Origin of the sequence: Mycoplasma amphoriforme A39, from assembly GCA_000723365.1 — a bacterium.
GTDB classification, from domain to species: Bacteria; Bacillota_I; Bacilli_A; order Mycoplasmatales; family Mycoplasmoidaceae; genus Mycoplasmoides; species Mycoplasmoides amphoriforme.
In genome coordinates, this window is record HG937516.1 from 816,768 (window position 1) to 829,698 (window position 12,931).

Below are 12,931 nucleotides of genomic sequence, written 5' to 3' on the forward strand. Positions count from 1 at the left end.
TCCCCTTAAAGACGCTTAGTATTCTATACTGATTTTTAAAAAAAACATCCAATAAACAAAAAATTAATAATTAAATACTTAATTATTGTCTATTTGGAAATCTTTGCTAATTTAAAAAGGTTGGAATTAATGTTAGCGTCAGCTAATTTTTGTCGATAAAAACTGTCAGAGATGACACCATCATCACTTTTTGTAGCATTATTCATGTATTGGTTGCCAGCAAGTAAGTTGTAAGGGATTAAGTTTTCGTAAAAATCTGCTCTAATTTTACTGCGGTTATATTCGGGGACAATTAAAGCCATGCCTAACCCTATCTTGGAATCTTTCCCAAAATTTTTGGGTTTAAAAGTTCCAAAATAAATGGCACTAATTTTACTTTTTGAAGAATCATTTGGTTTTGTACTAAAAATAGCACTTCCCGAACTTCCGCCTTGTAAGTTCGAATTTTCAATAACATAACCCAAGCCGTATTGAAGGTATTTTTCGCCATGGTAATAAAGCGTTTGTGAAAAATCAATACTACCAAAACTGTATAATCCCGACAGGTCTGGAGCTGATAAATTTGGCTGTTCATTATTAGTGGCAAATTTTTGACCTTGAGTATTTAAATCATTATTTGACGTGTTAATGGTTCATGCTGGTGATCCGTTGGGGTTACCAATATGATTTCCATCAAGTCCCACGCGTCTGTTTGTATAGTGTGGCGGTGGAATGTTCTGGTCTGAATTTGAGCGATATACTGGATAACCACCAATCGCATAATAATTTTGTGATGTTTTTCCTGAATTGTTATATTCGTTAATTAGATTGGTGTTGTCAAATAATCGGGTGTATGCATCAGGGCCATAATGGTTTTTCAATGTCTCCATGGCTGGTACAATTCAGTTTTCATAAACTAATTTTTCGTTTTGTTGTTGGTCATTTATTGGCGTTTGAAAATATTTTATCGAAATTGCAAGAACGGCAAAATCAAGATAAAAATTATCGTTTAAAATAGTATTTTGATGCGGAGTGACATTAACTTTTTTGTTATAAAAATTCAATCCAGTATAAAACGTTTTGGGTAAAGTTGATAATGGGATTGAAGTGATGTTGGCGTTATTTTGTAAACTATTTAAAGTTGATGGTGAATTATCAAATTTACCTAATGAAAATGCCGTTGTTTGATCACCTTGACTATTATAACCGATACTACCAACTCGCAATCATGACGGGGTGTAAATATCACCATCATCTTTATTTAATAAACCATCAACAACGTGCACGTTTGTTGCAAAATAACCGGTTCACGTAAAATTACCATTTTCATCAGGAGTAGTTGAGTCTAAATTTCAATCAAATAACCAACCTGTACCAAATTCGGAATACGGCCCCTTTCTTTCATTGATACGTTCGTTTGTGCTACCACTAGGATGATAGCCGCCAGAATTATCAAATTGTAAGGAAAAAGTTAAATTATGAGCAATTTGGTAAACGGATGCTTCGGGAACACTATTAACAGCATGGTTGGTTGATTTTGGGGCAATATAAAAGGGAACTACCGCACAAGCACTAGCGACACTAAAAATGCCAATCATGCCAGTCATCATCGCGATTATGCGATATTGTTTCTTTTTAAATTTTTGGTGATTAATTTTGATCATTATTAAAAAATAGGTAATTACAAAAATTATTACGTTTCATCGTTTGAATGTCATTATCACTTTTTGGAAACATTTTTGTATCCTCGTCTGGACCTAAACTTGCCTTGTATGATTGGTTCTTGCCGTTAATTAAATCGTAAGAAAAAAGGCCTTGATTTTTGTATATGTTTTTGTTGTTAGTATTAGTATTTAAGAACAGTGCATCAGCAAAACCGTAAGAACTTTCGCCACCTTCTTGACTTGCTAATGTACCAAAATAAATCCCTAATGCTTGGGCGGTTTTTTTAGTTCGTGTGTTTTGGGCCAACAAAACACTGCCAGACGATCCGCCACCTAAATTGGAGTTTTTTACATAGTAAGATACTCCCGTTTTGTGATATTTTTCGCCACGGAAGTTAAAAGTAAAATTGGGCACTGATGTATTGTTAATTAGCCCATTAATGGGGGAATTAGTGACTCGTTCAAAACCTGAAGTTCCCGAATTATCAATTGGCTGTCCGTCAAATTGTTTAGCATTATGATCAGCATTAATGGTCCAAACGGGTTTGGCAGAAAACCCATTTCGTGAATCTTTGACAGGATAACCACCGATATATCCATTAATGTTACTTAAACCTGATTGCAAGTAATTGGTAGTATCAAAAAAACTCACGTTTTGATTAAAGTAATAATCATCAAGTGTTTTCACTGCTGGTTTAATTCATGATTCATATAGTAAATCTTCAGCTAGTTCTGACAAAGTTGACGGATTTTTGGTGAACCGAATCACGACTTTTAAAACCGCAAAATCAAGGTAAAACCGGTTGCCTTCTAATGTTGTCGCTTCGTTTTGTAACCCGATAGCTGCAAACTGGGTGGTCGGAATGTAAGTTAATTTAACCCCATGAACTCTAGGTTCGGTTCGTGGTAGAAAAGGATCTGATGGTTTGCTGCTTTCTTCATGAAGGTTGGGATCATAACGGTTTAAGTAAAAAGATTGCGTATAATCAGAATTTTTTCACAAAGGATTTTTAAATGCTGGTGCTAAATAGTTCGGGTTGGTTTCGTTCGGATTTAATATTGAATTAGCAACGTGTAAATTTGTTGCAAAATACCCCGTTCAGTTAAAACTACCATCAGCGTTTTCTGAACGATCGCGGTTGTAGTCAAATAACCATCCGGTTCCATAAGCAAAATAAGGGCCGCGCCTTTCTTCGGTTTCACCAAATTTGTCGTTATCATTTCGACCACCCCGATTCGATATTATTAAGCTAAAAGATAGCTTATTAATTATTTCGTAAGGTGTATTTTTTGGAACCGTGTTTTCTAAATGTGCTTGATTATTATTTTTTTGTTCTGTTTTAGGTTTATAAGGATTAACAAAATTAAATCAGTTATCAGATCTATTACCTGTAAATAAGGAGCATCCGGTTGTAATCATCGTTATGGAAAAACCAAGAAAACTTAAAGGTATAACAAAAAGATTTTTGCGCTTTTCTTTTTTCATCAACTGCACCTCATTCCTAAATTTACTAAGAATAATTTGCATTGTTTTGAAACAAAATTAATTAAATAATTGCCATTTTGTTCAATTATTTTTTTAGTAAATATTGAAGTTTAATCTAGGCTTATTATAATCAAATTCTTTTATTTGGTACCATATAAGCGATCACCAGCATCACCAAGCCCAGGTTCAATATAACCTAAATCATTCAATTTTTCATCCAATGCAGCAAGATAAACATTCACATCTGGATGCATTTCATTTAGAATAGTTAACCCCTGACGTGCTCCAACTAAACCGACGAACTGAATAGATCTTGGTTGCAATTTTTTAATAATCGAAATGGCTTTTGTTGCTGATCCGCCTGTTGCTAGCATTGGATCGAGCACAATGACGTCAGCGTTTTTCATGTTTTGGGGAAATTTCGCGTAGTACTCGACCGGTTGCAAACTGCTTTCATTTCGGTATAAACCAATATGACCAATTTTTGCCCCAGGAATCACATCGCTTACCCCGTCAGCCATGCCTAAACCGGCTCGTAAAATGGGGACAATGACAATATCGTTTTTTAACGTATAACCAGTCATTTTTGTTAAGGGTGTTTCAATTTCAATTTCTTTTAAAGGATAATCGCGAGCCACTTCATACATCATTAATGCCGTAATTTCCTTTAATAAATCCCGAAAGTAATTCGCTTTTGTGGAAATATTTCGCATTCTTGTTAACTTATTTTTAATTAACGGGTGATCAATAATCTTATTCAATTTTCTCCCTCGCTTTTTAAAACATTATAAAATAGGAAAGTTAATTCACGCTAACGATTTAGTTTAAAAAAGTTCATATCTTTTTAATGAAGAATTAACAATCAATCAATGCAATTTGCTTTAATCCAAAAGTTAATAATCATTTTTTAATGTTATCAAGGAGGATCAAATTTAATGATTTTAAAGAAACCAGCAGCATTAAATTGTACTGAAAAATTAAAGTCCGAATGTTTGGTTAGAAAATATTTTAAAACCTTTGACAAAATCCGTTGGGTTTATTTTTTAGGATTTTGGTTTTTCTTGGTTGCAGCAGCCTTGATTATTAATGAATTTGTTAAATCGTTCCAGAATTTTTCCATTGCAGAAAACCCATGAAAAATCATTGATAAATGAACTTACCAAAGCAATGTATTATTATTAATTTTTACCATTTTTATTGTTTTCTTTCCCGATCACCAGTTTTTAAAAAACAATAAGTTTTTGATCGCTACTATGGTGTACATTTGGTTTACCTTTTTTGGTTACAACATTGTTTTAAGTGTCACATCAACGCAACAAAATCCCGTAGGTTGACATAGACTAATTGCTAATCGTAATTCGTATGATTTTGCAATTAGTGCGTGACATCATGTAATTTGCCCCGTTTTGTTTATTGCTTTAGGAATTTTCAAGATGTTTTGGGATCAAAATTCTAGTTTAAAATCGTATTGAAAAACGTTATTACCGGGAATGATTTACCCTACAATTTACTTAATTTATGTTGCAACCATTCCTTTTGTGTACCCAACTGATCAAACTAGTAGTAAAAGAATCATTTATACAATCTATGGAAATGCCACCAATCTAGTCGAACATCCGCTAATTTCTGGAATTGCATTCGCAACCATTTATGTTGTTTTCTTTCCGGCTAGTTTTGCAGCAATTTATTACGGTTATCGAAAAATTCAAAAACACCTAAGATTAAAAACGTCTGCTACTAAAAAATAATTTTTCTGATGTTGTTTATGGAAGGTGTAAATTCCCTTTATTATTGAAAATTTCGCCATAACAAGATTAAAACTAATTCTAAACAACTTTTAATTGTTTGTTAAATTTGATGATCTAGTTAATAAAATAAAAAAAAACATATCGCGATGATGACAACAAAGTCAGCTATTATTGTTTTATGTCGATAATATCCAGAAAAATTCTTTTTTAAAATTATTTTTTATTAACACTTGTTCAAGTTTTCTAATAAATAGCTTTTGATAAAACTATGATAAAAGTTTAAATGTCTAGTTATTTTTATCACCTAATTTTTAATTAATTAAGTTTGGTTGCTATAGATGATAAAGTGAGATATTTTAGTTTAATATCCCTAGTTTAATTTTGTAATACAATTATGATTCCATTTGATTTGGTGAAAATTAAAAAAACCGAAGTGAGTTATTACAAATATTGAAAATTATGAAAAGCCATTTTGTTAGATTGCTCCAATTAGAAAAATAAACAGTATTGGTGTTGTTACTAAAAACAATTTTTAAATCACATTAAACAATGATGCAAGCAAGGATGACAAATATGAAAAGTCAATTATTTGGCAGATTAAGTTTTTTTGTTTTGTAATTAATTTAGAACTAATAAATAAATCGATTAGCAATATTTCCATGAAGTTTATTATGTTTGTGAACTTACAGATGCAGCCTAATTTAACAATAGTTTAAATTAATTCGTAAATTTACTTAGTTTGTTTTTTTTATTTAATTTTTAGAATCGATTTGCAAAATAAACCATAAAATCCAAATCGAAAATTATTAACATCAATTTTTTCAAAATTTAACTTTTTATCAGCTTTTTCATAACAATCATTGTATTTAAGGTTCTTATGTTTTGATTTAAAGTTTTTAAATTAAAGATATTAACCACAATTATTTATGATCTAAATTTTGGTTTATATTTAATAATATATTTTCTCTGGTAAATTAATTTATTCCCTTTTTTAACAACTATTGCTCCTTACTTAATTAACGAATATTTTGATTTAACTTTTTATCAAAAAAAAATTTTCGAAAAAAGCAGGGAAAAAATGTGGAAAATTACAAAATCTTCATTTTTTTCTCAAAAAATAAAATTTTTATAAATTTTTATGTGAAATAAAAAAATCGTGCTATCATTATATAGCTAATTCTTTTTTGTTATCTATTGTTGCAAATTACTTAGCAATCGTTTCTTAACTATAAAAAGAAACGGTTTAAAGTGATGCAGCAATTTTAAATGAAAGTTTATAGCAGAATGTTCTTTGAAAACTGAAAAGAATCTGTCATTTTCTGAGAGTTTGATCCTGGCTCAGGATTAACGCTGGCGGCATGCCTAATACATGCAAGTCGATCGGGTGCAGCAATGCATCAGAGGCGAACGGGTGAGTAACACGTATCCAATTTACCCCATAGCGAGGGATAACTAGTCGAAAGATTAGCTAATACCGCATAACGATTAAAATATCGCATGAGAATTAATTTAAAGATCCGTTTGGATTACTATGGGATAAGGGTGCGGCATATCAGCTAGTTGGTGAGGTAACGGCCCACCAAGGCAATGACGTGTAGTTATGCTGAGAGGTAGAATAACCACAATGGAACTGAGACACGGTCCATACTCCTACGGGAGGCAGCAGTAGGGAATTTTTCACAATGGACGAAAGTCTGATGGAGCAATGCCGCGTGAACGATGAAGGTCTTTGTAGATTGTAAAGTTCTTTTATTTAGGAAGAAAAGCTAGTAAAGGAAATGTTATTAGTTTGACCGTACTATTTGAATAAGTAACGACTAACTATGTGCCAGCAGTCGCGGTAATACATAGGTTGCAAGCGTTATCCGGATTTATTGGGCGTAAAACAAGCGCAGGCGGATTAGAAAGTCTGGTGTTAAAATCAACTGCTTAACGGTTGAATGCATTGGAAACTTCTAGTCTAGAGTGTGGTAGAGAGTTCTGGAACTCCATGTGGAGCGGTGGAATGCGTAGATATATGGAAGAACACCAGCTGCGAAGGCGAGAACTTAGGCCATTACTGACGCTTAGGCTTGAAAGTGTGGGGAGCAAATAGGATTAGATACCCTAGTAGTCCACACCGTAAACGATGGATGTTAAACGTCGGGGCGATCACCTCGGTGTTGCAGTTAACACATTAAACATCCTGCCTGGGTAGTACATTCGCAAGAATGAAACTCAAACGGAATTGACGGGGACCCGCACAAGTGGTGGAGCATGTTGCTTAATTCGACGGTACACGAAAAACCTTACCTAGACTTGACATCCTTGGCAAAACTATAGAAATATAGTCGAGGTTAACCGAGAGACAGGTGGTGCATGGTTGTCGTCAGCTCGTGTCGTGAGATGTTGGGTTAAGTCCCGCAACGAGCGCAACCCTTATCGTTAGTTACTTTGTCTAACGAGACTGCCAACGCAAGTTGGAGGAAGGTGGGGATGACGTCAAATCATCATGCCCCTTATGTCTAGGGCTGCAAACGTGCTACAATGGCCAATACAAACAGTTACCAAACCGTAAGGTGGAGTTAATCTGCAAAGTTGGTCTCAGTTCGGATTGAGGGCTGCAATTCGCCCTCATGAAGTCGGAATCACTAGTAATCGCGAATCAGCTATGTCGCGGTGAATACGTTCTCGGGTCTTGTACACACCGCCCGTCAAACTACGAGAGTTGATAGTGTCTAAAACCGTGTTGCTAACCGCAAGGAAGCGCATGTCTAGGACAAGATTAATGATTGGAGTTAAGTCGTAACAAGGTACCCCTACGAGAACGTGGGGGTGGATCACCTCCTTTCTATGGAGTATAATTACGTTTTATACACCTTTTACAGCAAATGGTGTTTTTAAAAATCCAACCTGGATTCATATTACCCATACCAAAGCAATTTGAAATTATGAAATCCATTGGTCAGATTCTTTTCAGTTCTGAGAGAATAATTCTCTCCACAAATTTAGGTAATCTTTTTTCAGTTAGATAATTATTCATCCATTGATTTTAGATTTGCCAGTTCTTGTTTCTATTGATTTGAAAACAAGAAAATCCTTATTAGCCTAAATTTGTGAGATGGTTCTTTGACAACTGAATACAACAAATCTTTCTAGTTCACACATAAATGAAATTAAATTTGTTTATGTGCAAAATAATGCTAATGGATTATTAAAAAATAAGTTACTAAGAGCTTATGGTGGATGCCTTGGCACTAGAAGGCGATGAAGGACGTGCAAATCTGCGAAAAGTTGCGGGGAGTTGGTTGGAAACGATAATCCGCAAATATCCGAATGGGGTAACCCAGTATGGCGAAATCCATATTATTTTATTCTGAATTCATAGGGATAAAAAGCGAAACGTTGCGAAGTGAAACATCTCAGTAGCAACAGGAAAAGAAAACGAAAGTGATTCCGTGTGTAGTGGCGAGCGAAAGCGGAACAGGCCAAACCGGAGTAATCCGGGGTTGTAGGACTGCAATCTGGACTTAAAATTGATAGGAGAAGTGGTTGGAAGGCCACACCACAGAGGGTGATAGTCCCGTATCTGAAATCAAGTTTATACCTAGCAGGATCCTGAGTACGTCGGAAAATGTTATTTTGACGGAATCTGCCCAAACCATTGGGTAAGCCTAAATACTAATCTAGTGACCGATAGTGAACAAGTACCGTGAGGGAAAGGTGAAAAGAACCCAGAGATGGGAGTGAAATAGATTCTGAAACCATATGCTTACAACGTGTCAGAGCAATTTAATGTGTGATGGCGTGCGTTTTGAAGTATGAGCCGGCGAGTTATGAAGGCAAGCAAGTTAACCAATAGAAGGGTAGCTATAGCGAAAGCGAGTCTGAAAATGGCGTTTTAAATGTTTGTTTTTATAGACCCGAAACGGGTTGAGCTAGGCATGGGCAGGTTGAAGGTAGAGTAACATCTGCTGGAGGACCGAACCGACTTTCGTTGAAACGACAGCGGATGACCTGTGTCTAGGGGTGAAATTCCTATCGAAATCCGTGATAGCTGGTTCTCGTCGAAATAGTTTTAAGACTAGCGTAAGATCATGATTAATTGGAGGTAGAGCTACTGAATGTATGATGGCGTCGCCTTGACGTATTGATTACAATTAAACTCCGAATGCCGATTAATTTATTCTTGCAGTCAGACAGTGGGGGATAAGCTTCATTGTCACAAGGGGAAGAGCCCAGATCATTAAATAAGGTCCCTAAAATATGCTAAGTGGAGAAGGATGTTGAAATACTTAAACAGCAAGGATGTTGGCTTAGAAGCAGCCACCGTTTAAAGAGTGCGTAACAGCTCACTTGTCGAGTGTTTCTGCGCCCAAGATGTAACGGGGCTAAGCATATTACCGAATTTATGGATGGTACGCAAGTACCGTGGTAGACGAGCGTTGTATAAAGATTGAAGCCAAACCGTGAGGATTGGTGGACTATATACAAGTGAGAATGCCGGTGTAAGTAACGCATGAGAGTGAGAATCTCTCAAACCGATTGACTAAGGTTTCCTGGACGAGGGTCGTCCTTCCAGGGTTAGTCTGGACCTAAGGTGAGGCTGAAAAGCGTAATCGATGGCCAACAGGTTAATATTCCTGTACAAACATAATAACTGATGGAGTGACGGAGAAGGTTAATGGCTGCCCCTTAACGGATTGGGGTTCAAATAACAAGTCTTTGTGGTTGGCAAATCCGCCACATTTAAGGGCAAGTTATGATAACGGGTGAACGCTTCGGCTAGTAGCGAAGAGCCATATATCACGCTTCCAAGAAAAGCTTCTAGGATTAATTATTATGTTTCCAGTACCGAGAACGAACACACGTAGTCAAGGAGAAGATCCTAAGGTTAGCGAGTTAACGATAGTTAAGGAACTCTGCAAATTAGCCCCGTAACTTCGGGAGAAGGGGTGCTCAATGAAAGTTGAGCCGCAGTAAAGAACGAGGGGGGACTGTTTAACTAAAACACAGCTTTATGCTAAGATGCAAATCGATGTATATGAGGTGACACCTGCCCAGTGCTGGAAGGTTAAAGAAGGATGTTAGCGCAAGCGAAGCTTCCAACTGAAGCCCCAGTGAACGGCGGCCGTAACTATAACGGTCCTAAGGTAGCGAAATTCCTTGTCGGGTAAATTCCGTCCCGCTTGAATGGTGTAACCATCTCTTGACTGTCTCGACTATCGACTCGGTGAAATCCAGGTACGGGTGAAGACACCCGTTAGGTGCAACGGGACGGAAAGACCCCATGAAGCTTTACTGTAGCTTAATATTGGGCAGAGTTTGAGCATGTAGAGCATAGGTAGGAGACTTTGAAGTAAGTTCGCTAGGATTTACAGAGTCAACTGTGGAATACTACCCTTGCTTAAACTTTTCTCTAACCGGCTGGTGTCATCCACCAGCGGGACAGTGTTAGGTGGGCAGTTTGACTGGGGCGGTCGCCTCCTAAAATGTAACGGAGGCGCGCAACGGTACCCTCAGCACGGTTGGAAATCGTGTCTAGAGTGTAATGGTATAAGGGTGCTTGACTGTGAGACTAACGAGTCGAGCAGGTGAGAAATCAGGTCATAGTGATCCGGTGGTTCAGCATGGAATGGCCATCGCTCAACGGATAAAAGCTACTCTGGGGATAACAGGCTGATACTGCCCAAGAGTTCACATCGACGGCAGTGTTTGGCACCTCGATGTCGACTCATCTCATCCTCGAGCTGAAGCAGGTTCGAAGGGTTCGGCTGTTCGCCGATTAAAGAGATACGTGAGTTGGGTTCAAACCGTCGTGAGACAGGTTGGTCCCTATCTATTGTGCCCGCAGGAAGATTGCAGAGATTTATTCTTAGTACGAGAGGACCGGAATGAAGATACCACTTGTGCTCCAGTTGTACCGCCAGGTGCATGGCTGGGCAGCAACGTATCGCATAGATAAACGCTGAAAGCATCTAAGCGTGAAACTAACTCTAAGAAAAATCTTCCCATCCCGCAAGGGAGTAAGAATCGTTATAGACCATGACGTTGATAGGTCACAGCTGCAAGCACGGCGACGTGTTTAGGTAAGTGATACTAATCATTCGAGGACTTATTTAATCCAGCATTGTTTGAATAGAAAAATGAGGCGTTGTATTTAGTTATCAAAGAAACCATCACGTGTGATACCGATATCGTCGTGGAAACACCTGGTCCCATTCCGAACCCAGCAGTTAAGCACGGTGGAGCCGATGGTAGGGCAACCAAGAGTAGGAAAGTATCACGCAAAGTTAAGACCTCTAGGTTATCTAAGAGGTCTTTTTCTTTTTTGTTGGCAGTTACTTCCAACAGGATCGTCCGGGAATGGATGACATACGCTTGGTGTTGAGTAAAAAGTGTTTACGTAATTGACTTTAACTATAACAAGATTTTTGTAAAACAGTAAACATTATTTTTTGGTTCGTAAAAGTTTTTGGGCTTGTTCTTTCGCTAAACAAGCGGGTGTAGTTATATAATACCGGTTTTCGTTAGTAAATTTTTGATATTTACCATCATGTAATGATGTTCGTATTGGCTTTAATTTTAGTTGGTCTTAAACTTGTGCATATAGAATGTTCTTGTAAAATGATTAGCACAAGTCGTCCCGTAGCAAACAATGTCCTCACTAACTTGTGTGAAAGATGCCGTATGCAAACTAATCGTACCAGCATCACCTCAGGGGTCAATTGGTAAGTTGTACTTGCTTGATTAACATAATCGCTCCATAAGTATTTTGTTTCAGTTTCGTTAAGTTCTTTAAATTAATAGCCATGGTTTTTCCTTTGAACTTAATTAAATTGCTTTTTAGCAACATGATCTTTATTCAAAAAACTCACAAGTAATTCATAAAATCGACGATTCTTAAACCAAAAGGAAACCTCGTAAAGGCTTTTGGGCTGATATCCTTAAAGTAAAAAAAGAACCATTTTATTTTTAATTAACCCAATTTCATTATCAAAATTGACTTGGTCAAACTGGGATAAATTGCTAAAATTGTTTAATTATAATAATGATCCGCATTAATCATTCGTGATAAAATTCCTAAAAAAATGTATACACGAATTCAAAGGCCGCAATTTGGACATTATGATATTTAGGCTTACTGGCAAATTTGCTGTCATGTTTTTAAAATTTTGTTTGGGAATATTGTCACTAGATTGGTATTATTCATCATATCCAGCCAACTGGATGATGCCAATTCCTAATTTTAACCAAATATTATCCTTTAGCGAATTAATTATCAACCTTTTTCTGAATTTTGACGTCTTTCATTTTTAACAGATATTCCCGGTTTTGCGATAAGAAATGGTATTACACCAATAGTATTTTTAACCATTAATTCTTTTAATTGTTAATTCTTTTTGGTTATGTTAATCAAACATAGCCAAGCGTACATCAATTTCGTTAATGATAATCTTGATAAAATCCCAATTAGGCTTGTTTGGCAATGAAACTGCGTTCTTGTAACTAAATTTTGGCTAATTGGTTTTTCTAAATTATCAACCGGTACAACTTAGTTTAAATATTTGTTAATTTCATCTTGAAATCTCTTAGTTACTAGTTCGGGTTTTTGTGTAATGCGAATCCTGCATCCGTAACTAAAAGGTAGATTGAAATTTTTTGAAATGACTTAACGTCACTTATTTTAATTTCAGTAGCAAACGTGACTTAAAAAACTTATTTCAACTAATTTTTTTATTGTATCAACGTTTTGGCTCCCCAGGTCTAAATATTTCTCGTATTCTTTAATGCTTGCTTCTGCACTTAACACCACAAAAACAGGATGCTCGTGGTGCTTGAGAACTGCCATTTTTAATTAGATGGTCCTTACAATTAGTAATTCCTAGTTGGTTTTAATCGATATCACCAAGAACTCACTGGCAATTTTTTCGTATTTCTCATCTTTCAGTGTGATGGTGTTGACCAGTAATAATCAGAAATTAGGACAAATTATTACTTGAACTTGTACCTAATCTTTAGCATAAACCTTGAAAAAGAAAAGAAAATCATTAAAAAAATTATTTTTAACAACA

General features: G+C 36.2%; 5 protein-coding genes and 3 rRNA genes. 4 read left to right on the forward strand and 4 right to left on the reverse strand.

Going from position 1 to position 12,931, the window contains the following annotated elements:
• Nucleotides 1-89 precede the first annotated feature (89 nt).
• From ABDB96_RS03095 to upp, 3 genes are all read right to left on the reverse strand, one after another.
• Nucleotides 90-1,643: a DUF31 family protein gene (locus ABDB96_RS03095; protein WP_343251330.1), complete on the reverse strand. Its 1,554-nt coding sequence runs from the start codon at nucleotides 1,641-1,643 to the stop codon at nucleotides 90-92.
• Nucleotides 1,630-3,129, reverse strand: a complete 1,500-nt coding sequence (locus ABDB96_RS03100; protein ID WP_343251331.1) for a DUF31 family putative serine protease — start codon at nucleotides 3,127-3,129, stop codon at nucleotides 1,630-1,632. Before ABDB96_RS03100 ends, ABDB96_RS03095 begins: the two co-directional genes overlap by 14 nt.
• A 140-nt stretch (nucleotides 3,130-3,269) precedes the next feature.
• Entirely contained in the window at nucleotides 3,270-3,842 is a 573-nt protein-coding gene (upp, locus tag ABDB96_RS03105; protein WP_425528244.1) for a uracil phosphoribosyltransferase, read from the reverse strand.
• 222 nt (nucleotides 3,843-4,064) lie between these two features.
• On the opposite strand from upp, the gene ABDB96_RS03110 reads away from it, so the two are divergent.
• From ABDB96_RS03110 to rrf, 4 genes are all read left to right on the forward strand, one after another.
• Nucleotides 4,065-4,877, forward strand: coding sequence for a DUF1600 domain-containing protein (locus tag ABDB96_RS03110; RefSeq protein ID WP_343251333.1), 813 nt, complete (start codon nucleotides 4,065-4,067; stop codon nucleotides 4,875-4,877).
• 1,315 nt (nucleotides 4,878-6,192) lie between these two features.
• Nucleotides 6,193-7,707: ribosomal RNA gene (locus ABDB96_RS03115) — 16S ribosomal RNA — on the forward strand.
• Between the two features lie 368 nt (nucleotides 7,708-8,075).
• Nucleotides 8,076-10,979 (forward strand): 23S ribosomal RNA (locus tag ABDB96_RS03120).
• 61 nt (nucleotides 10,980-11,040) lie between these two features.
• Nucleotides 11,041-11,145 (forward strand): 5S ribosomal RNA (gene rrf, locus ABDB96_RS03125).
• The 16S, 23S and 5S rRNA genes sit together here, the layout of an rRNA operon.
• A gap of 1,398 nt (nucleotides 11,146-12,543) precedes the next feature.
• Here rrf and ABDB96_RS03130 read toward each other — a convergent pair.
• Nucleotides 12,544-12,708 carry a hypothetical protein gene (locus tag ABDB96_RS03130; protein WP_343251334.1) on the reverse strand — a complete coding sequence of 55 codons (165 nt, stop codon included), beginning with the start codon at nucleotides 12,706-12,708 and terminating at the stop codon, nucleotides 12,544-12,546.
• Nucleotides 12,709-12,931 lie beyond the last annotated feature (223 nt).